Origin of the sequence: Acinetobacter sp. MD2(2019), assembly GCF_035615615.1 — a bacterium.
In the GTDB taxonomy this organism is placed as follows: domain Bacteria; phylum Pseudomonadota; class Gammaproteobacteria; order Pseudomonadales; family Moraxellaceae; genus Acinetobacter.
Genome location: NZ_VTDU01000002.1, coordinates 1 through 20035, shown reverse-complemented (window position 1 = coordinate 20035; position 20035 = coordinate 1). Strand labels below are relative to the sequence as shown.

At 40.5% G+C, this 20035-nt stretch carries 22 protein-coding genes and 4 tRNA genes; 16 read left to right on the top strand and 10 right to left on the bottom strand.

The window, feature by feature from the left end:
• Positions 1–112: 112 nt before the first annotated feature.
• From I2F62_RS01390 to I2F62_RS01365, 6 genes are all read left to right on the top strand, one after another.
• Positions 113–202, top strand: a tRNA-Ser gene (locus I2F62_RS01390).
• A 12-nt stretch (positions 203–214) separates the two neighbouring features.
• Positions 215–291: transfer RNA gene (locus tag I2F62_RS01385), tRNA-Arg, on the top strand.
• A gap of 50 nt (positions 292–341) precedes the next feature.
• Positions 342–418 (top strand) — tRNA-Arg (locus I2F62_RS01380).
• A gap of 251 nt (positions 419–669) precedes the next feature.
• Positions 670–746: transfer RNA gene (locus I2F62_RS01375), tRNA-Arg, on the top strand.
• Between the two features lie 171 nt (positions 747–917).
• Positions 918–1415, top strand: coding sequence for a YcxB family protein (locus tag I2F62_RS01370; protein ID WP_324625242.1), 498 nt, complete (start codon positions 918–920; stop codon positions 1413–1415).
• A gap of 27 nt (positions 1416–1442) precedes the next feature.
• Positions 1443–2087, top strand: coding sequence for a fumarylacetoacetate hydrolase family protein (locus I2F62_RS01365; protein WP_324625241.1), 645 nt, complete (start codon positions 1443–1445; stop codon positions 2085–2087).
• 67 nt (positions 2088–2154) lie between these two features.
• Here the strand turns inward: I2F62_RS01365 and I2F62_RS01360 are convergent, their stop codons facing one another.
• Positions 2155–3420: a YihY family inner membrane protein gene (locus I2F62_RS01360; protein ID WP_324625240.1), complete on the bottom strand. Its 1266-nt coding sequence runs from the start codon at positions 3418–3420 to the stop codon at positions 2155–2157.
• Positions 3421–3529: 109 nt separating this feature from the next.
• Between I2F62_RS01360 and wrbA the strand changes: the two genes are divergently transcribed.
• Positions 3530–4123 carry an NAD(P)H:quinone oxidoreductase gene (wrbA, locus tag I2F62_RS01355; RefSeq protein WP_324625239.1) on the top strand — a complete coding sequence of 198 codons (594 nt, stop codon included), beginning with the start codon at positions 3530–3532 and terminating at the stop codon, positions 4121–4123.
• A 40-nt stretch (positions 4124–4163) separates the two neighbouring features.
• Entirely contained in the window at positions 4164–4394 is a 231-nt protein-coding gene (locus I2F62_RS01350; RefSeq protein WP_324625238.1) for a hypothetical protein, read from the top strand.
• An 85-nt stretch (positions 4395–4479) separates the two neighbouring features.
• On the opposite strand, the gene I2F62_RS01345 is transcribed toward I2F62_RS01350, so the two are convergent.
• From I2F62_RS01345 to I2F62_RS01335, 3 genes are all read right to left on the bottom strand, one after another.
• Positions 4480–5058 carry a xanthine phosphoribosyltransferase gene (locus I2F62_RS01345; RefSeq protein WP_324625237.1) on the bottom strand — a complete coding sequence of 193 codons (579 nt, stop codon included), beginning with the start codon at positions 5056–5058 and terminating at the stop codon, positions 4480–4482.
• Between the two features lie 97 nt (positions 5059–5155).
• Entirely contained in the window at positions 5156–5851 is a 696-nt protein-coding gene (locus tag I2F62_RS01340) for a DUF3108 domain-containing protein (RefSeq protein WP_420713699.1), read from the bottom strand.
• Positions 5852–5948: 97 nt separating this feature from the next.
• Positions 5949–6617 (bottom strand): hypothetical protein, encoded by a 669-nt coding sequence (locus I2F62_RS01335; protein ID WP_324625235.1) that lies wholly within the window; start codon positions 6615–6617, stop codon positions 5949–5951.
• Between the two features lie 257 nt (positions 6618–6874).
• Between I2F62_RS01335 and I2F62_RS01330 the strand changes: the two genes are divergently transcribed.
• A complete protein-coding gene (locus I2F62_RS01330) occupies positions 6875–7693 on the top strand; it encodes a TonB family protein (protein WP_324625419.1) in 819 nt (272 codons plus the stop codon).
• Between the two features lie 70 nt (positions 7694–7763).
• Here the strand turns inward: I2F62_RS01330 and I2F62_RS01325 are convergent, their stop codons facing one another.
• Genes I2F62_RS01325 through miaB form a run of 4 tightly spaced genes read right to left on the bottom strand, consistent with a single transcriptional unit; the run spans position 7764 to position 11144 of the window.
• Entirely contained in the window at positions 7764–8066 is a 303-nt protein-coding gene (locus I2F62_RS01325; protein WP_324625234.1) for an antibiotic biosynthesis monooxygenase, read from the bottom strand.
• 16 nt (positions 8067–8082) lie between these two features.
• Positions 8083–8562, bottom strand: a complete 480-nt coding sequence (ybeY, locus tag I2F62_RS01320; RefSeq protein WP_324625233.1) for an rRNA maturation RNase YbeY — start codon at positions 8560–8562, stop codon at positions 8083–8085.
• 17 nt (positions 8563–8579) lie between these two features.
• A complete protein-coding gene (locus I2F62_RS01315) occupies positions 8580–9653 on the bottom strand; it encodes a PhoH family protein (RefSeq protein WP_324625232.1) in 1074 nt (357 codons plus the stop codon).
• Positions 9654–9692: 39 nt separating this feature from the next.
• On the bottom strand, positions 9693–11144 hold the full coding sequence (gene miaB, locus I2F62_RS01310) for a tRNA (N6-isopentenyl adenosine(37)-C2)-methylthiotransferase MiaB (protein ID WP_324625231.1): 1452 nt from the start codon (positions 11142–11144) through the stop codon (positions 9693–9695).
• A gap of 283 nt (positions 11145–11427) precedes the next feature.
• On the opposite strand from miaB, the gene I2F62_RS01305 reads away from it, so the two are divergent.
• The 4 genes from I2F62_RS01305 (at position 11428) to I2F62_RS01290 (ending at position 15644) form a co-directional block, all read left to right on the top strand.
• Entirely contained in the window at positions 11428–13344 is a 1917-nt protein-coding gene (locus tag I2F62_RS01305) for a lytic transglycosylase domain-containing protein (protein WP_324625418.1), read from the top strand.
• A gap of 37 nt (positions 13345–13381) precedes the next feature.
• Complete coding sequence (locus tag I2F62_RS01300; protein WP_420713694.1) at positions 13382–14041, top strand: ribonuclease I; 660 nt, start codon at positions 13382–13384, stop codon at positions 14039–14041.
• A gap of 209 nt (positions 14042–14250) precedes the next feature.
• Entirely contained in the window at positions 14251–15237 is a 987-nt protein-coding gene (locus tag I2F62_RS01295; RefSeq protein ID WP_324625230.1) for a malate dehydrogenase, read from the top strand.
• 176 nt (positions 15238–15413) lie between these two features.
• A complete protein-coding gene (locus I2F62_RS01290) occupies positions 15414–15644 on the top strand; it encodes a DUF2789 domain-containing protein (protein WP_324625229.1) in 231 nt (76 codons plus the stop codon).
• Positions 15645–15683: 39 nt separating this feature from the next.
• On the opposite strand, the gene I2F62_RS01285 is transcribed toward I2F62_RS01290, so the two are convergent.
• Both I2F62_RS01285 and I2F62_RS01280 read right to left on the bottom strand, forming a co-directional pair.
• Entirely contained in the window at positions 15684–16211 is a 528-nt protein-coding gene (locus tag I2F62_RS01285) for a hypothetical protein (RefSeq protein WP_324625228.1), read from the bottom strand.
• 82 nt (positions 16212–16293) lie between these two features.
• Positions 16294–16899, bottom strand: coding sequence for a 2OG-Fe(II) oxygenase (locus I2F62_RS01280; RefSeq protein WP_324625227.1), 606 nt, complete (start codon positions 16897–16899; stop codon positions 16294–16296).
• A 126-nt stretch (positions 16900–17025) separates the two neighbouring features.
• On the opposite strand from I2F62_RS01280, the gene I2F62_RS01275 reads away from it, so the two are divergent.
• From I2F62_RS01275 to I2F62_RS01265, 3 genes are read left to right on the top strand one after another with little or no spacing between them, the layout of a single operon-like run.
• The gene (locus tag I2F62_RS01275; RefSeq protein WP_324625226.1) at positions 17026–17883 is read left to right on the top strand and encodes a 23S rRNA (adenine(2030)-N(6))-methyltransferase RlmJ; all 858 of its coding nucleotides are present in this window, start codon (positions 17026–17028) and stop codon (positions 17881–17883) included.
• Positions 17884–17917: 34 nt separating this feature from the next.
• Positions 17918–18733: a CDP-diacylglycerol--serine O-phosphatidyltransferase gene (gene pssA, locus I2F62_RS01270; RefSeq protein WP_324625225.1), complete on the top strand. Its 816-nt coding sequence runs from the start codon at positions 17918–17920 to the stop codon at positions 18731–18733.
• A 21-nt stretch (positions 18734–18754) separates the two neighbouring features.
• Complete coding sequence (locus I2F62_RS01265) at positions 18755–19816, top strand: hypothetical protein (protein ID WP_324625224.1); 1062 nt, start codon at positions 18755–18757, stop codon at positions 19814–19816.
• The last annotated feature ends 219 nt before the right edge of the window (positions 19817–20035 follow it).

Below are 20035 nucleotides of genomic sequence, written 5' to 3'. Positions count from 1 at the left end.
CTAAAATATTCAAAAATGCTTAAAAAATAGGTAAATGAATCTAAAATCATAAAAAAAAGCCATTCATGACTTGATGAGTTTTCGCGAAGCTTGTATTATGGCGTCCTGTTACGGTGAGATGGGTGAGTGGCTGAAACCACATCCCTGCTAAGGATGCGTACGGGTAACTGTACCGAGGGTTCGAATCCCTCTCTCACCGCCATTTTACTTATGCGCGCTCATAGCTCAGCTGGATAGAGCACTTGGCTACGAACTAAGGGGTCGGGAGTTCGAATCTCTCTGAGCGCACCAAGTAAGTAAATATGTTGCAAAGGTAACACGCTGCAAAGCACACAAGTAATGCGCTCATAGCTCAGCTGGATAGAGCACTTGGCTACGAACTAAGGGGTCGGGAGTTCGAATCTCTCTGAGCGCACCAACTTGAAGAATTAACCGCTTAATTGCGGTTTTTTTGTGCCTAAAATTTAGAAAACATAATAAATCGAGCATATTCACTGTATTTGTTTTTTTGAATGCTTGATGCTGATATCGTGGTTTATATCTAAAGATTACGGTAATTAAAAAAACAAAATAGCTGTATTGTGCCTAATAACTAAGCGGTTAAGTCTTAAATGATAAAAATTACTAGCCAAAGTATGAAAACTGCGTATAATGCGCTCCATCAAGTACGCGCTCATAGCTCAGCTGGATAGAGCACTTGGCTACGAACTAAGGGGTCGGGAGTTCGAATCTCTCTGAGCGCACCACTTGAAGAATTAACCGCTTAATTGCGGTTTTTTTGTGCCTAAAATTTGTCAACCGATCAATGTGATTGGTAGATGATTAGACTCTACCCATCAAATAAAAATTGGATGCCTTTTAAAAATTAAGCAGTTTATGCTCTAATACAGCTTAATTAAATCTTGTTGTTGTCTGTTATGATTGATCAGAAACCGGCTTTATCTGTACGTTATTTACTAAATTTAGAAGAATCTCAAGATGGTTTTGCACTGGCCACCTTTGGTAAAAAACAATTCACACGTTTTTTAACCCCAGTGATTAGTTTATTGGTGGTTGTGTATGGCTTTTATATTGGGGCAACCGGTGTAGGGCGTTACTATATTGGTTTAGGTTTATTTTTCTTGGCGTTGCAGGGATTAATGCGTTATTGGTTGTTGCCAACCTTATTTAAACGTCAATTTGTAAAATATCAATTGGGTAAAAGCGAACAAGGATTTGATCTTTTCCAGTCACATTTTGACTTATGGACGAATGGTCGCCAACAGCGTTATCCTTATGCCGAAGTGCAAAATTGTGCTGAAGGTAAACTGACTTATCTACTTGAATTTAAGACCCGTAATGTGGTGATTGTACCAAAACGAGTTTTTGCGAATTTAGACCAACAGCAGTTATTTGCCCGCAGTTTTAAAAAATAGTTGATTGATAACAACAAGGGAATAAACATGAATACTCGACCATCGAAAATTGTATGTGTAGGGCGTAGCTATGCAGACCATGCCAAAGAATTAGGTAATGCTGTACCTGACCGTCCGGTCTTATTTATTAAACCACCTAGCACATTAATTGGCTTAGATGATGGTATTTCGTGGAACAAAGCTCTTGGAAGTTGTCATTATGAATGCGAGTTATGTTTAAGAATTGATGCTCCGCTAAGCCATGAAACCGATCCACAAAAAGCATTACAAGCCATTGGTGCGGTAACTTTAGGTTTAGATTTAACTTTGCGTGATTTACAAACTGAACTTAAAAACAAAGGTCAACCGTGGGAGCGCGCTAAAGCATTTGATCGCTCGTGTATGCTTGCCGATTGGGTCGATCCATCAGAAATTGAAGATTGGCAACAGGCCAAATACAGCTTTGAAGTGAATGGTGAAATACGTCAGCAAGGCGATACGGCATTTTTGTTGTTTAGCATTGCAGAATTACTGTGCGATATGAGCCAAGCATTTAGCTTAGAAGCGGGCGATGTGGTGATGACAGGAACCCCCGCAGGCGTAGGCGCGTTACATAGCGGCGATGAGCTGACTTTAACCTTGAAGGGGAAAAGCCAAGATTTCATTTGGATCACCTTTGTAAAAGCCGACTAAATTCGCGTGTTGAAATAAAAAAAACCGATGTGAAAATACATCGGTTTTTTTATTTGATTCATTGAAATTATTTTTGCATGAGCTGTTGTTTATCTTCAAAAATATCGGCCAGTGGGATAGAAAGATGTGTTTTAAGGTAATTATCGGCATCTAAAATATGCGGTGCAAGATAATCCATCCATAAATCATTTTCATGAATGTCTTGAATATCACGCGCTAAAGGCAAGCTAAATGGCACTGCATTATAGAATTGCCAAAAATCGATTTCGTTTAAATTTCGAATTAACACATATTCATCATCTTGCTGGGTGTGTTTAATCAAATGTTGTTGTTCAAGAATTTCAACATATGCTGGCCAGCGTCCAATTTCACCGCGACCTAAAATTTTCAGCACTTCTTTTTCATTCACCGTTTCACCACTTTTTTGTTTGTTGTAAAACAGTTCTAACACATCTAAAAGCATCACCACAGGATGTCTTTTTTGCGGATTTTCTGCACTAAATGAGGTGATGGTAAAGCTCAGTTCAACCCCAAGCAAAATAATGTTCCAAGATAAATAAATCCACAATAAAAAGATTGGAACCGCGGCAAAAGCACCATAAATCAGTTCATAACTGGTGAAATTTGCCATCACATAACCAAAAAAGGTTTTGAGTAATTCAAACAATGTGCCACTGAATAAGGCGGCAATCGCGGCAGATTTGATGGGAATCGTCCGATTGGGAATGGTCCAATATAAAATGAAAAAACCCAGAATAATCAGCACAAAAGACAGAACACCTAACATCAGCGATCCATCTAATTCGTAGCCGACAAAGTTATTGCTGAGAATGTTCATGGAGGCAACGGTTGATGAAATGACAAAGGCGCTGCCTAATAAAATCGGCCCGAGCGATAAAATAGTCCAATAACGCATAAAACCAATAATGCCACTGCGCTGCCGTTTGACCCGCCAAATATGATTAAACACGGTTTCAATACTGGTCAGCATCAGCACGGAGGTTACGAACAGAAATAGAATACCAATGACGGTAAGGTTGCTCGATTTATCGGTAAAGGCACTCAAGGCTTTGTCGAAGGCGATACTACTTTTAGGCAAAAAATTACTGTAAATCAGATTTTGTAATTGTTGTCGGGCAGGTTCTAAAGCTTTAATGGATGAGATGATTACCAAAAAAACCGTAAGCATGGGAACCACTGCAAATAATGTGGTGTACGTTAAAGATGCGGCTTTTTCTCGACATTGGTCATTTTCATAACGGCTGACGAGAAACAAAATAAATTGAAACCATGTTTTATTATAAAAAGGTAATTTTTTGAGTAAATCGTGCATAACCCATCCTAATTTTTAATTGCCTTTGGTTGGATATTCTTGTGTTTTAGAACAAAAAACCGTGAAAAATACCGTATAGTGAGTCTATTTAGTCAAGAACTTAAAGATAATGCAATCGTATATTCTAATTTTGTATTATAGCAAACTTGGTGCCACACGAGAGATGGCTTATTTAATTGCCGATGGCGTGGAAGCAGCAGGCGTTGCCACTAAAATTCGCACCGTACCAGAAATTTCAACGGTGGTGGAAATTGCCGCACCGAGTATCCCAAATGAAGGGGATATTTATTGTAGTTTAGATGATTTGGCCCATTGTTCGGGTTTAGCGGTGGGGTCACCCACACGCTTTGGCAATATGGCCAGTCCGCTCAAATATTTTTGGGATCAGACCACACCGTTGTGGTTAAGTGGTGCATTACAAAATAAACCTGCCTGTGTTTTTACTTCATCTGGTTCTATGCATGGTGGGCAGGAAAGTACATTGTTAAGCATGCTGCCGCCGTTATTTCATCACGGGATGATGATTTTAGGCTTAACCAATGCTCATCCAGCGCTTTCAAATACCCAGTCGGGTGGCACGCCGTATGGGGCTTCGCATGTTAGCGGCACACGGCATGAAAAAATGTTATCCAGTGATGAAAAATTACTTTGTTTTGAACAAGGTAAGCGCTTAGGTGAGCTTGCGAAAAAATTAATCGTTTAAATAGTTAGCCAGATGATGCTTTCTGAAAGGTTGGGGCGCTATGTCTACAATGCTGTGGTGCTTACTTTATCTGTTCACAAGCCTTATTTATAAATGGATTTTGTCGTGGGGCGGGGCGAAGTATATTCAAGGTTGGAAAAGTAGTTTCTTCTTGAATATGGAATCTGGTGATTGGAATGAAGAGCAAATTAAAGCGATGGTTTTATTGATTTGGATAGGAAGCACTATTTTATTTGTAGTGGGCTTAATTTATCCTGAATTGCGCTTCTAAAGACTATATTCTGTGCGATAACGCGGACATAAAAAAAGATGATTCATGATGAATCATCTTTTTTAATTTTCATCAGCAAGAACGTTTATTCGGCCGCTACAAAAGTCACTTTACCATCGTTTAACGATTCAAGACGCGCTAACGATTCTACGCGGTAGCCCTGATCGAGCAATAATTGACGACCTGTTTGGAATGATTTTTCAATCACAATACCAATGCCAACCACTTCAGCATTGGCTTGACCGACTAAATTGGCTAAGCCGAGTGCAGCTTGTCCGTTAGCAAGGAAGTCATCAATCACTAAAACCTTGTCATTCTCTTTCAAGTATTTGTTTGAAATGGTAATGGTGCTTTCAATTTGTTTAGTAAATGAATATACCTTGGCTTGGTACAAATCATTTTTAAGGGTCAGTGAAGTATTTTTACGTGCAAAAATAACGGGCACACCAAGAATTAAACCCGCCATAACTGCTGGTGCAATGCCTGAGGCTTCAATCGTAATAATTTTAGTAATGCCACAGTCTTTGAAACGCTGTGCAAATTCTTGACCAATTTGCTGCATTAACACGGGATCAATTTGATGATTAAGAAAAGAATCGACCTTTAAAACATGGTCAGATAGAACAATACCTTCGTTTAAGATTTTCTGTTCTAAAGCTTGCACAGGAGAATACCTCAAATATAATGGATGCTTTTTAAGCAAAGACGTATTTTAAAAAGCATCTTAAAAAATGCAAGCTAAAAATGACCCCAATAGTCGATTATTTGCTCGCTTTATAGTTTGTCAGCAATAAACCGTAAGAATTACTGCCATCATTGTGGGTTACTTTCACTGGCGCATAATCAAGTTTAGGTGCTAACCAGAAAATGGTATTTTTGTTTGGATCGCCATGTTCAAGTCGTACTTTGATGGTGGCAAAATTTCCATAAGGGGTGGTAATGTTTTCTGACCCTGCATTAATAAATTTACGACTGTCTAGCCCTTTGGCATCGGCAATCAAATAATTGTTTTTCAGCCCAGAAGATTGTAGGTCTTCTCTGACTTGAATTTCAGCATTTAATTCGTCTAGCGCATTGGGTTGCCACTCGAAAACATTTTTTTCTGCTGCCTTTGTGGCTTCTATTTGTTTCTGATCTGGCATAAACGTAATGCTTAATAAATTATTTTGGAAAAGAAGTCTACTAGTACGTGAAAATGAAATAGATTGAATCTGATGGTTTTGTAAAATGAAGCTGCTACTTTCGCTTGCAGCAGCCAAAGCCCCAGCATTTACATGAAAAGTATACTTCCAAGCGTGATCTGGTTGTTTTTCTAAACTTCTAACTGCCGTACCTAAATTTTTTTCGTTATATATAAATTGATAGCTCGCATGAAATGGCATTAATGCATAAGCGAAATTTGGAGTAGATAAAACAAGAGCCATAGAGAAAATACATAGAAAATAATTTGTTCTCATCGCTTGAAAACTTTTCATTTATAACCTTTCATTTAAGCAAAATAATGCAATCGATGCAGATATTTTGTAATATTTTGCTTAAATGTTATAGGGTAAATTATGATGTTTTTTTAGATTCTAACGTTACATCTATAGTTTCTTCCTTTATATCTTCTTCAGAAACCATCGATCGCATTAAAACAGCTTCTAAATTCAGATTACCGAACACAATCAGCTTATTCTCTTGTACTTCGGCTTGATTCACTTGCACTTTACTTAACATGGCGACAATAGATTCAGTGCCTAGCCAGCGGCTGAGGTCAAGAAAAAGCAAATCATCTTTTACAGTGACAATATTAAAATGCGATAAAATTTTGCCGAGCGGATCTTGTTTTAATATTTTTTGATAGAAAAATAATGCTGCATGCACTGCCCAATTTTTAATAGCGCCTTGAATTTTTGATTCCACAATTTGTGTTTGGCTGATTTGCTCAAAGACCAAAAGTTGCGATTGTTTATTCAGTTGCATTTGCAGCAATTTTAGATCGACATACACCTCTGCATAAATTCCTTGAATTTGAATAGTGGCATAAAGCCGCATCCAGTCATCGTGCAGGTCTGCGTGTAAATCTTTAAGCAGTCCGACATTGTCAGTCACATAACGTTGTAAAGTGCTATTCAAAAATGCTTCAGTGACTGTAAACTCACGCTCTTCCTCAATAAAGCCGCTGGTTTTTTCATAAATTTGACGAATATATTGAGAAAAATGAGTAATCAGGGTTTGCATAGATGAATTCCAAAGAAAAGAGTTTCTTATAGGGTTGCAATCTTATTCAATAACAGAAAAAATGAGCACCTATTTTTATGATGGGTGCATCATAAAATCGATTTAAAATTATAAACGATCAGCACCATGATGATATGTCGATTCAAGCATATCTTAAATACAAATTATGTATATTTTAGCATTGCAAGGGATGATGGGGAGTATAACGGTTGATACGCGGCAAATTGAATGCTTTTTGGTGGCAAGATCGACTTTTTATGTTGGCGGTAATGCTTGCATTAATCACGCATGTCATTTTTTTATCGATACAGTTTGTGATGCCCCATCAAAACGATGCAGCACAGCAAGAAATTGCGGTAACGGTACGTCCAGCATCGGTGCCAATAGAACATGCCGATTTTGTTGCACAAAATGATCAGCAGGGATCGGGGCAGTTTAGGCAAAAACATCGCATGTCTAGCCAACTCGCACCTGCACCTGAAACACAAACAGCCAGCGATCAGCAATTAGAGCAGCTACAGAGTTTGCAGCAGCAACGTGAACTAAAGTTCCAAGAAAAAGTGTTAATGACCGTGTTAAGTTGGCAAAAGCAATCGGAAGATCAGCAGCATAAAAAAGAGATTCAGGATTTACAAAGTCAATATCAAGCCAAGGCAGCAATGATTGCAAGCCTTGAAGCACAATATATGCAGCGCGAACATGAATTTAGCCATCAGCAAAAAATTAAAACGGTTGATGGCATTCAAGCCAAACGCGATGCGTCTGCGGCGTATTTAAATAAATTTCGTGAAAAGGTCGAGCTGTATGGAAATCGTTATTATCCAGAAGCAGCGAAGCAGCAAAAATTGTCTGGAAATGTGCGTTTAATGGTAATTTTAAATACAGAAGGTGGCATTCGAGCGATTCATCTTTTACAAACATCGGGTTCGACGATTTTAGATGAAGCCGCCAAAGCATCGGTGCGTCGCGGCGCACCTTTTGGTCGTTTTGACGCTTCAATGAATGATATTTCAGAACTGCGAATTATTCGAACTTGGCGTTTCGATCCAGCCGAAGCTGAGTTTGAAGTGAAATAAAACGGCGGTTAAGCAGGATTTGTACTTGATGTGGCTATAATCCTCAGCGCATGGCTAACGAGTCTGTAAACTATTTTTGCGTTGATGTGCCTGCATATTGACGCAGGATTTCACAGACTTCTACGCTGTAATTTGTATACCAACGCTCACGTCCTGTATTTTGCGCCATTAAATGTTCAGGGTCTTGCTGCCAAGCGTGAATGCTGGCTAAATCTGGCCAATAGGACAGGGCAACTTCTTGATCATTTTCTTGAAAAGATTCAAATTTAAGACAGCCGTATTGCGAAAATGCTTTTTGTCGCATCAATTGCGCCGTTTCAAAGTAGTTGCTGTCTAGTTGTGCCACCGTGGCTTTAAAAATCACAACAAACATGGGGTGGCACTCTAAATTATTGAACTTGATACGGGTTACTTAACCCCAATTTGGCGAGAATTTCAATTTCTAAGGCTTCCATTTCTTCAGCATCTTGTTCACTAATTTCATGGTCATAACCCAGCAAATGTAGTGTGCCGTGAACCAGCATGTGGATAAAATGATCGGAGGCGACTTTTTGCTGTTGCTTGGCTTCATCGAGCACGACAGGAATACAAATGACTAAATCCCCAAGTGGGAAAGCATCAAGCAAGGGCAGAACTTCTTCTGGAATTTCGCTAGGAAAAGACAACACATTGGTCGACTTATCTTTTTGGCGATACTGTAAATTCAGTTCGTGGCTTTGGGCGTGATCTACACAGGCAATACCTATTTCACAGTCTTGCTGCATGTTGATATGACGTAATGTGGTTTCAATGGTTTTTTTAATCGAACTACGTTTTAGCACCAATTCTGGTGCTAAAACGTCTTGTTGTAGGGAAAGATTAAGTTTCAAAAAAAATCCTTAATGACTTAATGTTGAGCATCTGCTGCAAGATCGTGTTCTTGTACCAAAGCGTCTTGGCGTGCTTTACGCTCGGCGCGTTCTTCGGCACTTAACCGTTGTTGTTCATTGTCCCAGCCTTCGTAGGCTTCAACAATTTTTTGCACCAACTGATGCCGTACCACATCGCGCGAGTGGAAGCGGGTAATGTGAATTTCAGCAATCGATTCCAGTACGCGTAACGCATGTGCTAAACCCGATTGCTGACCTCGCGGTAAATCGACTTGGGTAATATCGCCGGTAATGACGGCGCGGGAACCAAAACCTAAACGGGTTAAGAACATTTTCATTTGTTCAGGGGTGGTGTTTTGTGCTTCGTCTAAAATGACAAAGGAATGGTTTAAGGTGCGCCCACGCATATACGCTAAAGGAGCAACTTCAATGACTTGACGTTCAATCAACTTTGCAACTTTTTCAAAGCCGAGCATTTCATAAAGTGCATCATAGAGTGGACGTAAGTAAGGATCGATTTTTTGACTTAAATCTCCCGGTAAGAAACCCAGTTTTTCTCCTGCTTCAACCGCAGGGCGAACCAAAAGAATGCGCTGGATTTCATTACGTTCAAGCATATCGACGGCGGCTGCTACAGCTAAATAGGTTTTACCTGTGCCGGCAGGGCCAATCCCAAAAGAAATATCACTTTGCAAAATACGTTGTACATAGCGTTTTTGGTTTGCACCACGCGGGTTAATTCGCCCTTTGGGGGTTTGTAACCAGACGCAGTCTAAACCCGTGTGCTCCTGACCTGTATCATCCATGAGGTCACGCTCGGTTTGGCTTCCTTGAATCATTACATGCAGTTGATCTGCTGTAACTTGAGAGGACAGTTCAGCTTCTTCGTGTAAACGCTGTAATAAGCTTTCTGCTCTCTCAACCGTTTCGATGTCCCCATCGATGTAAAAAAAATCACCACGATGGCTAATTTGGACATCTAAACGTTGTTCAATTAACTTCAAATGGCTGTTATAAGCACCGAGCATGCTTTTTAAACGCGCCATTGAAATTCCTGGAAAAGACACTGTACGTCGGATTGCTGTAGTCAAAGACAATTCCTTTTAGTGTTATGGTGTTGTCCCTCTACATTACGCCACGTCAGGCTCAAGATTCAAGAGTTCGCCGTACACTAAATTCAAAGTTTTAATTTCTGTGACTTCAATTTCGGCAAAACGTCCCACCCACGCTGCATCTCCGATAAATGTAACCAGACGTGTATTGTCCGCAGTTCCGACCAAAAGATTCGGATCTTTTTGCGATACATTTTCAATTAACACGCGTTGTACGGTACCTAACATGGCATCGGTTTTGGCGATACTTGAATCTTTAATGACTTTTTGTACTTTCGCAAGGCGCTCTTTTTTTACTTCTTCCGGTGTTGTATCTTCCAGTTCTGACGCTGGTGTGCCCGGACGTTTTGAATAGATAAAGCTATACGAATGATCGAAATCTAAATCTTGGATAAATTGATAGGTTTCTGCAAAATTTTGATCGGTTTCGCCGGGGAAACCAATAATGAAATCGCTTGATAAATGCAAATCTGGGCGAATTTTGCGTAATTTAGCAATTTTTTCGATATAGACATCGATGGTGTGGTTACGCTTCATGGCTTGCAATACATCGTTCGAGCCACTTTGCACTGGTAAATGTAAATGCGACACCATTTGCGGTAAGTCACGGTAGCATTCAATGAGTTCTTCAGAAAACTCGAGTGGATGCGAGGTGGTATAACGAATGCGGCCAATTTCTGGAATTTCTGCAACTAAGCGAATCAATTCGGCAAACGTGCAAACTCCGCCTTCAAAGGTTTCACCGCGGTAACCATTGACGTTTTGCCCAAGCAAGTTCACTTCGCGAACGCCTTTTTCTGCCAAGGTTGCAATTTCTGCAAGTACGTCGTCTAAGGGACGAGAAACTTCTTCACCACGGGTATATGGCACCACACAGAATGAACAATATTTTGAACAGCCTTCCATAATCGACACAAAGGCCTTATAACCTTCAACGCGCGGTTCAGGCAAATAATCAAATTTTTCGATGTCAGGAAATGAAATATCGACCAATTTAATTTTGTCTTGTTTCGGCTTGGTCATTTGCGCTTCATGTTGATCTAACATTTGCGGTAAGCGGTGTAACGTTTGAGGACCAAATACCATATCGACATAAGGCGCACGTTTTTGAATGGTATCGCCTTCTTGAGAGGCCACGCAGCCGCCCACACCAATCACTAACTCTGGATTTTTTTCTTTCAGTTTGCGCCAGCGCCCCAGTTCACTAAAGACTTTTTCTTGGGCTTTTTCACGAATTGAGCAGGTATTCATTAATAGAATATCGGCATCGTTCGGATCTTGAGTTAACACATAACCGTGTGAGTCGCCTAATAAATCTGCCATACGATGACTGTCATATTCATTCATTTGACACCCTTGCGTTTCAATGTACAGTTTTTTCACTGAAACGTCAGAGGTGTGCAAAGGCTGGGAAACAGTGTTTTCTGAAGCAGCTTTGGCACCTTGTGGAACGAAAGTTTGAACCGTCATGTAGGCTCCTAAAATTAAGGGCTAAGTGTTAAAAACTTGGCTAACACTTTGGCATAAAGAAATGGAGCGATATTTTAGCATTTTTTCGGCAGCAACTTGTAGCTATTTCATAACACTGTTTTATTTAAGGCTTGGGTTAAGTGTTACATAACATAACAGCTCAGAGATTCGAGAAACATTACACTCTACAGATAAAAATGGGCAGATATTTTAAAAGTTTTAAATGCTAAAGCAGGGTTGTATGCACAATTTACGGGTCATTTCTAAATCTAAAATCCAACAAATGGTTGTTTTGGTTTTAACCGCAAGTTGTTTTGGCTTAACACATGCCGCAGAACAGCAGTTTAATGATGCGTTGCGTGCCGCCAATTCAAATAATACCGCCTTGCTTGACCAATATAGCCAGTCCATGCAGCAAGATGCGCTGGGTTATTATCCTGAATATTGGAAGCTGAATGTCAATTTAAGCAATCAGCCGTCAGGAAGCATTGTGCAGTTTGCACAGCGTTATCCGCAGTCGGCCATGGCAGAAAAATTAGCTGCCGATTATGTCGAAGAAAAAGTCAAACAAGCCGATTTTGCCAATGCACAGCCTGTCGTTCCCTATGTGACCAATCCTGATCAAGCAGAAAACTGTGCGGTGGCGCAAGTGCGCGCCAAGACCGGAGATCCTCTGGTTTTTGCTGAATATAAAGATTTATGGTTAAACACCAGTACCCAGCCCGATTCGTGTACAGGCTTAGCACGAATGATGCTGAGCAGCCCGTTAATGACTGCACAGGATAAACAACAACGCTTGTGGAGTGCGTTACGCGCTGGGCAAATCGGCACATCCTTGGCTACAGCCCAAGCATTGGGGATGAATCTGACTATCGCACAGTTAAACCAGATTCAAGCTAATCCATTGGCCTATCTTTGGTCGGCACCTAAAAATAATGATGTCGATTATGCGTATTTAATTTTTGCACTGGGGCGATTAACCGATAATGACTTAAACTCAGGCTTAAGCGCCGTTAACCGCGCTGCTGAAGGCACGCCGGACGCGGTACAAAAATATTTGTATCGCACAGTGGCTTATATTGGCGGCACCAGTGTTTTAAAAAATAATTTTAATCGGATTATTTTAAATTATTTCGATGCCAGCTACGGCATTGCGTTTAGTCCAGAAGAAGCTGAAATTTATGCGCGACAAGCCATTCGTTTTGGAGCTTGGGAAAGTGTGATTCGTGCGATTGCCAGTATGGGCGTGACTCAACAACAAGAAGACCGTTGGCAGTATTGGTTGGCTCGCGCCTACGAGCAACGAGCAGACAGTAGCTCGAAGCAAACCGCACAGCAAATTTACCAAAAATTGGCCATGAGTGGCGATGGGTATCACAACTTATTGGCACAACAGCGTTTAGGGCAAGCCTATGCAAAAGTTGAACAAACTCAAGCGAGCAGTGCAGATATGCAACGTCTGGATCAAAATATTCACTTTAGACGTGCCTTTGCCTTACGCAATATTCAAGCGCCAGACAGCTACACCAATCGAGAGTGGAATTGGGCGGTGCGCCAAGCTTATTTAAAAGAAGATGATGGTTTGTTGTTGGCTGCTGCCCAGCGTGCGGCCGATATGGGGTGGTATGACCGTGCAATTTATGCCGCAGACCGCACGGTAAAACGCCGTAATGATGCGCTACGTTATTTAACGCCACATAAAGATAATGTGTTAAGTCATAGTCAAAACGTCAACCTTGACCCTGCGTGGGCGTATGGACTTATGCGCCAAGAAAGCCGCTTTATTACCCATGCACGCTCGAATGTTGGGGCAGGTGGGTTGATGCAAATTATGCCAAACACTGCAAAATTAGTCGCAAAACAAATGGGAGAATCGTATAATCCCGCTGCACTGAGCGATATGAATACCAATATCCGTTATGGTACATATTATTTATCCATGATTCAGAACCAGTTGAGTGGTAATGCTGTGCTTGCAACGGCCGGTTATAATGCTGGGCCGAATCGGGCAAAAAGATGGCAGCCCGATGCACAATTATTACCTGCCGACCAATATGTTGAGAGCATTCCACTTTCAGAAACTCGCGATTATGTCAAAAATGTAATGACCAATGCGACGCATTATGCAGTCGTACTTGGACAGGGATATCAAAATATTGGGAAATGGATGAAAGCAATTCCGACACGTGCAGATCAATAACTAAGCAGAAAAGAAACATTTGATTTGTGAGATGCGAATGGACTTAGTGTGTACACAAAAGCTGATTTTTACGCTGACCGTATTTTTTATGGTGAGCGTTTTTGGTTTTGCTGCATCTTCAGTTCATGCAGAAGCGCCACCCAATCGCGGCTATGTTCTGCAGGTTCAAATGACACCTGCGGTCTGCGCCTTAGATGGAACACGAAAAAAACAAAGAAAGTGTTTAGAAGGCTATTCTTTAACGGTAGATGGTTTAGTGCCTGAAATGATTCGCACGGGCTGTGAAACCAATACTTCGGCTACACTTGCACCCCTTCAAGCCAAAGTCGTGGCACGTATTATCCCCGATGAAATAGCCCGAATACAATTGTGGCGGAGTGTGGGCGGCTGTATGCCGATGAATGCGACGCAATATTTTCGCACCATTACCAACTATGCCCAAGAACTGAAAATTCCAGTCGTATTGACCGATCCCAATTCACATTCGGTGGCTAAAGCTGGATTAATCAAACAGTTTGTACAGCTTAATTCGCGTTTGCCTGCCGATGGCATCGTTTTGTTTTGCCAAAATAGCAAGGATATTACTTTACTCACCCATTTGAATGTTTGCTATAAAAGTGATGGGCAATATAAGTCATGTTCAAGCAAAATTGTCTCGACTTGCCCCAGCCATTTTACCATTCGCGGAATTTATTAAGCCCTGTGCCCACAGATCAAGCTTAATCGTTTTTTTAGTCAAAAAAATGTATAAATACCGAAACTCTCTATCAGACTTTTGTTGAACAACACGTTATTTTTCATGCAGCTTGAGTTGGATTGGAGTACAATCTTTGGCGTTTAATGATTATTAGATTAAATGGACGAACTGTTTAATCATCTTAACGATCCTCAATTGGAGATAATTACATGAAGCAACCCGTTCGTGTTGCCGTTACTGGCGCTGCAGGTCAAATTGGTTATAGCTTACTATTCCGTATTGCAAGCGGTGAGATGTTAGGAAAAGATCAACCAGTTATTTTGCAATTGCTTGAAATTCCAGTTGAGAAAGCTCAACAAGCGCTTAAAGGCGTAATGATGGAACTTGACGACTGTGCTTTCCCATTATTGGCGGGTATGGTTGGTACAGACGATCCTAAAGTCGCTTTTAAAGATGCAGACTATGCATTACTTGTTGGTTCACGCCCACGTGGTCCGGGCATGGAACGCGCTGACTTATTAAAAGTAAATGGCGAAATTTTCATTGGTCAAGGTCAAGCACTCAACGAAGTTGCAAGCCGTGACGTTAAAGTATTGGTTGTAGGTAACCCTGCCAATACCAATGCTTATATCGCAATGAATTCTGCACCAGATTTACCTGCGAAAAACTTTACTGCAATGTTACGTCTTGACCATAACCGTGCTTTAACGCAAGTTGCGCAAAAAGCGGGTGTTGCTGTTGCAGATATCGAAAACTTAACTGTTTGGGGTAACCATTCTCCAACCATGTATGCAGATTACCGTTTTGCAACGGCAAATGGCGTAAGTTTAAAAGACAAAATTAACGATGCAGCATGGAACAAAGACGTATTCCTTCCAACTGTGGGTAAACGTGGTGCGGCAATTATTGAAGCGCGTGGTTTATCTTCTGCTGCGTCTGCGGCAAATGCTGCAATTGACCATATGCGTGATTGGGCATTAGGCACCAATGGCAAATGGGTAACGATGGGTATTCCATCTGACGGTTCTTACGGTATTCCTGAAGGGGTGATGTTCGGTTTCCCTGTAACCACAGAAAATGGCGAATACAAAATCGTTCAAGGTTTAGAAATTGATGAGTTCAGCCGTGAACGTATCAACTTCACTTTAAATGAACTTGAAGAAGAACGTGCTGCAATTGCAGACATGTTAAAATAATCTCGCCGTTTTGGTTCGATTTAAAAAAACACCTCGTTTGAGGTGTTTTTTTATGCCTTCATTTCCACAAATAACAAGCACGAAGATAAATAAGAAAACGAAATAGCAACATCTCCAATGCTTTGGCTTGTAGTAAGATGTTGAATATAAAATAACCAAAAGTAAGGAGTGCGATTATGTTTGAAGTCAAACCAACATTAGAACTTCTCTTCGAACAATTGGGTTTAGATTCAGACCAACATTCAATTGAAGTATTTATTCAGCAGCACCAGCTGCCCGCCGAAACGTTGTTACATTGCGCGGACTTTTGGACAGAAGGCCAAAGGCAATTTTTAAAAAGTCATTTAGAAAAAGATGACGACTGGGCAATTGTGATTGATACACTCAATGAATTACTGCATTCATAATCCAGTCACATCGTATTTACATTCAGACAGTGATTCCAATCAATGCAATTGTGCTTTGACTAAATCTTTAAACCAGCTTTCTTGGCGTAACCCTGCAAAGCCTGAATGTTCAATTAATAACTGAACATCAACGTATTCTGTTTTGGCGTATTTTTTTAACCAATGTTTGGTTAAAGCGACTTCGTTTTTTACCGATGACGCATACGCCAAAAAGAAATAAACATTGGCATCCTGTAAATGTGCCAAAGGTTTTAAAATTTGTTGGGTAATAATCGCAAATTTATGTTCTTGAGTTAATTCAAAATACATCATGTAAGCTTTGCCCAATTGCAAAGAGAGTTGGATGTAATCGCGCATGGGCATTTCTTCAAACTCAATGCGCGCCGACTCCAAAATGGCAATCGCCTCATGTAAAAAATACACACGTTCTTGACGATTTTTGCTTAAGGTAACCAATTGCAAACGTAAATCACCACGTTCTAACGCCAATTCAGGTGAATTTTCCGTTAAATAAAGCTGATCGGTTGCACCTAAGCGTTCAATAATTTGTGTATGTGTGTTTAACATGATCGTATCCTCAAAACATGTATGTCGATATGAGGTCATCACACCGAGATTAAAAGGCAAAAAGCGCAATGCTGCGTTGCAATTACCAATTCAGTGCTTCAGAACTACTGCGTAGCCATGCGGTAATCGACAAGCGCTGTTGTTTTGCTGCCAACACTTCATGCAATAAATCACTTTGAAATAACGCCAAGCGATTTGGACGAGGCTCAATAATATGCCAATTGCCGTGTTTATCTTGTAGGCGCAATTGTCCACCCCAACCTGCCTGCCATTGTTCATGCAAATAAAACACGCTAGATAATACCCGATGGTTTTTTTGTTGTGGATTATCGCGATGCAGCGCATAAAATTCGCCGGCGTTATAGCATGCAAAATGCGCCTCAACTTCTTTTATGCCAAAGAAAAAAGTTCGGTTCAATTGCTGGCCTAAATCAAGTAAGCGCTGACGATGCTGCTCTGCTGTGGGTAAGTCTTGATTTATCCACAAGATATGATCGCTACGAATACTTGAAACCACGCCATTTTGAACCGCTGCTTGTTTAAATTGATCTAATTGAGCTAGACATTCATTGCGCACGGCTTGAAAAAAATCGGCAGCATAGACGTCATCGAGCAAGCAAAAACCATCTTGATCTAAGGCATCGATGATAAAATTTAAGTCCCATTCAGGACGGGCAAAAGTAGACATATCGGCTCGATTAATCGCAAAAATTCAGCAAAGTTGTTGCTATTTTAAAGCAACATCGTGCGAGACAACATCAAGAATTGGCATTTCATGTTAAGATGCAGGCTAATTTAAGGAATTTTAGATCACATGAACTACCGTCATCATTTTCATGCAGGTAACTTTGCAGATGTTATGAAGCATGTTTTGCTCCTGCAACTTTTGACCCGTCTCAATGCAAAAGATAAAGTCTATCGTTACATCGATACGCATGGTGGTGCAGGAAAATATGATCTTTCTCAAGCAGCTGCGCAAAAATCGGGTGAGTATCTGTCGGGTATTCATCGTTTAATCAATTTGCCTGCTTCAGAGAAAAAAAATGCCCCTGAAGCGATTAAACAGTATTTAAAAATTGTTGAAGACATGCGTGCTGTTTCAGGGAAAGGTGCTTATCCAGGTTCGCCTTGGTTTGCTTTAGAAGGCATGCGTGAAGCGGATAAAGCCACTATTTTTGAAATGCAGCCTGAAGTATTTCAGCAACTTTATATGAATATTCGTGACCGTCGTGCAGGTTTACATGAGCGCGATGCTTATGAAGGTTTGCTCGGGGTGATTCCACCAAAAGAAAAACGTGGCTTGGTGATGATTGATCCACCTTACGAAATTGAGCGTAAGGATTTCCCACAGTTAGTCGAGCTTTTGGTGAATGCCTATCTAAAATGGCCAACAGGTATTTTTGCCGTCTGGTACCCAATTAAAGACCGCGTGATGGTCGATCGTTTTTACAAAAAAATGGCAAAAACCGGTATCCGCCGTCAATTGGTCTGTGAAATTTGCGTTTGGCCAGACGATACTCCTGTTGGATTAAATGGTTGTGGTTTGTTGGTGATTAATCCACCTTGGAAATTTGCAGAAGATGCGAAGCAAGCATTATCTTGGTTGCTTCCACATTTAAAAATGCAGGAAAATGGCGGTTCTATTGCAGTAAAGTGGACTGTTGGCGAATAATCATTACTGAATAAAAGAATCTGAGGAGTCAAATATGACCCATATCCCCAAGCATGACGGAGATGGTTTAGACGACGCTTATGATGGTATTACGTTTGAAGTGGTTGAAGAAGAACATACCCATGAAGGGCAGCGTGTGAAACGCCGTGGTATTTATTTGTGGCCAAACCTGATTACAACGGCAGCCTTATTGTCAGGATTTTACTCCATTATTTCGAGTATGGATGGGCAATATCTGCATGCAATTTATGCCATTTTTGTAGCCGCTTTGTTGGATGGTTTGGATGGGCGTGTCGCGCGTGCCATTGGTGCACAAAGTGCTTTTGGCGAACAATTTGACTCATTATCAGACTTAATTGCATTTGGTTTGGCACCTGCAATTTTAATGTATAGTTGGAGTGTGCATGGACTTGGCCGCATTGGCTTAGCGTGTTGTTTTGTGTATACCGCTTGCGCAGCCTTCCGGTTAGCGCGCTTTAACGTGCAAATTGGCGTGGTTGATAAACGCTACTTTATTGGTATTGCAAGTCCATTGGCTGCCATTTTAGTCATTTGTGTGGTTTGGGTGAGCCGAGATTACAACTACATTTTTCCAAAAACAGACCATGCGGTTGAGATTTTTTATGCTGCGTTTATGGTGGTGGTTGGCTTACTCATGATTTCGAACATGAAATACTATTCGTTTAAGCAAATGGATCGTAAACGTGTACCATTTGTTTTTATGCTGCCGGTTGTACTTATTTTGGCTGCAATCACTTACAACATTCCTGTGGGTATTTTAACCATTTCGGTGTTGTATGTTTTATCTGGATTTGTTACTACATTTCTAGCGAGAAAAAATACCGACTAAAAGGAACAATTGGAGGTTGCAATGGTATGGAACGTGCTTCGCAAACCTAAATTGCAACTTTCAAAGGGCATTCAATTAACTTGGGTGCCCAATCCACACTATTCTATCTTGCACTGGAATTTCATCCTGCTCAATTTGCCAGAGCCTTTTCACTTCCTAAATGTGCAAATTCTGATTGGAACACCGAATATTCCAATTTTTAAAACCAATCATGTCAAAACCACCACATCCGACAGCTTTAAAATTTTAATTGCGACCAGTGCGCAACATTCAGATGGCTTGCAGAACTTATCGATACAAGATGATTGCGAACTCAAAGAGCGCCTCTTGATCTGTTTGAACCATGTTTTGTTGGAGCAAACTGGCACGCAATTAATTTTTGACAGTCTTCAGCGAGAGATTACGCTAGAGTTTAGCTTTCAGTTGTCATCTGCAATGCATAAAATGCATACTTTTAATGCAGGTTTATACCAAAAATGGCAAATTTGGGGTGAGTTAGAAGGCGAGCTAAACTACAAGCAAAATAAATATGCTTTGTCTGCCCCTGCGGTGTTGTATTACAGCAAAATGATGGATTTTCCATTTGTGCATTGCTATTTTTACTTCTTTAGCATGATTGAACACGATTCAAAAACTTATACCTTTATTCAAATTCGCAATCAGTTTAATCAAATTATGCAAAGTAAGCTGATGGTGAGCACGGCTGGAAAAACAGAAGAATTCACCCAGAACGTGGTTTTAACAGTTTTACGGGTTTATCCAAAAATAAAAAGCAAAAATGGTGCTGAGATGTATTTACCACGTGAATTCGTTTGGCGCTATGCAGATAAAACACAGCAAATTAATGTCTATGCACATGCACGAGGTGACTTTAAAGCAGGAGTTGGCAACGAATTTGTGGGAAGTTTTCAATATACGTGCATTATAAATAACCAAGAACAGCAAGGAAAATCGGGTTTTTGCATTTATGCCGATTGCCGAGCACTAAAGTGGCAAGAGAAAAACGAAAGCAAAAGATTAAAAAGTCTGCAAAATGCCCCTGAATTTGTATGTTCAAAGGCGAAAATAATAAAAAAACCTTAAAATAGATTAAAAAAAATACACTCAAACAGAAACAATGAAAAAAAGTGTTGTGTTGGGATGGGAATGCTGTAGAATGCACATCCATCGGCGGTGATGAGAAATAAAACTTGTTGATAAACAGTTAGTTAGCACGAAGTGTTGGTTTTTGGGTTTATCGAATAAGTTAAAAAATATTTCAAATTACTAGTTGACTTTCTTTTGAAAGAGAGTAGAATGGCC

Bases quoted from the DNA above. Each gene is read 5' to 3' on its own strand.
- I2F62_RS01335 (WP_324625235.1), bottom strand. From the start codon at position 6,617: ATGCAAACCCTGATTACTCATTTTTCTCAATATATTCGTCAAATTTAT.
- I2F62_RS01325 (WP_324625234.1), bottom strand. From the start codon at position 8,066: ATGTTTGTTGTGATTTTTAAAGCCACGGTGGCACAACTAGACAGCAAC.
- I2F62_RS01285 (WP_324625228.1), bottom strand. From the start codon at position 16,211: ATGTTAAACACACATACACAAATTATTGAACGCTTAGGTGCAACCGAT.
- I2F62_RS01300 (WP_420713694.1), top strand. From the start codon at position 13,382: ATGGACTTAGTGTGTACACAAAAGCTGATTTTTACGCTGACCGTATTT.
- I2F62_RS01370 (WP_324625242.1), top strand. From the start codon at position 918: ATGATTGATCAGAAACCGGCTTTATCTGTACGTTATTTACTAAATTTA.
- I2F62_RS01340 (WP_420713699.1), bottom strand. From the start codon at position 5,851: ATGAGAACAAATTATTTTCTATGTATTTTCTCTATGGCTCTTGTTTTA.
- I2F62_RS01305 (WP_324625418.1), top strand. From the start codon at position 11,428: ATGGTTGTTTTGGTTTTAACCGCAAGTTGTTTTGGCTTAACACATGCC.
- pssA (WP_324625225.1), top strand. From the start codon at position 17,918: ATGACCCATATCCCCAAGCATGACGGAGATGGTTTAGACGACGCTTAT.
- I2F62_RS01295 (WP_324625230.1), top strand. From the start codon at position 14,251: ATGAAGCAACCCGTTCGTGTTGCCGTTACTGGCGCTGCAGGTCAAATT.
- I2F62_RS01330 (WP_324625419.1), top strand. From the start codon at position 6,875: ATGTTGGCGGTAATGCTTGCATTAATCACGCATGTCATTTTTTTATCG.
- miaB (WP_324625231.1), bottom strand. From the start codon at position 11,144: ATGACGGTTCAAACTTTCGTTCCACAAGGTGCCAAAGCTGCTTCAGAA.
- I2F62_RS01360 (WP_324625240.1), bottom strand. From the start codon at position 3,420: ATGCACGATTTACTCAAAAAATTACCTTTTTATAATAAAACATGGTTT.
- I2F62_RS01290 (WP_324625229.1), top strand. From the start codon at position 15,414: ATGTTTGAAGTCAAACCAACATTAGAACTTCTCTTCGAACAATTGGGT.
- I2F62_RS01265 (WP_324625224.1), top strand. From the start codon at position 18,755: ATGGTATGGAACGTGCTTCGCAAACCTAAATTGCAACTTTCAAAGGGC.
- I2F62_RS01350 (WP_324625238.1), top strand. From the start codon at position 4,164: ATGTCTACAATGCTGTGGTGCTTACTTTATCTGTTCACAAGCCTTATT.
- I2F62_RS01365 (WP_324625241.1), top strand. From the start codon at position 1,443: ATGAATACTCGACCATCGAAAATTGTATGTGTAGGGCGTAGCTATGCA.
- I2F62_RS01280 (WP_324625227.1), bottom strand. From the start codon at position 16,899: ATGTCTACTTTTGCCCGTCCTGAATGGGACTTAAATTTTATCATCGAT.
- wrbA (WP_324625239.1), top strand. From the start codon at position 3,530: ATGCAATCGTATATTCTAATTTTGTATTATAGCAAACTTGGTGCCACA.
- I2F62_RS01275 (WP_324625226.1), top strand. From the start codon at position 17,026: ATGAACTACCGTCATCATTTTCATGCAGGTAACTTTGCAGATGTTATG.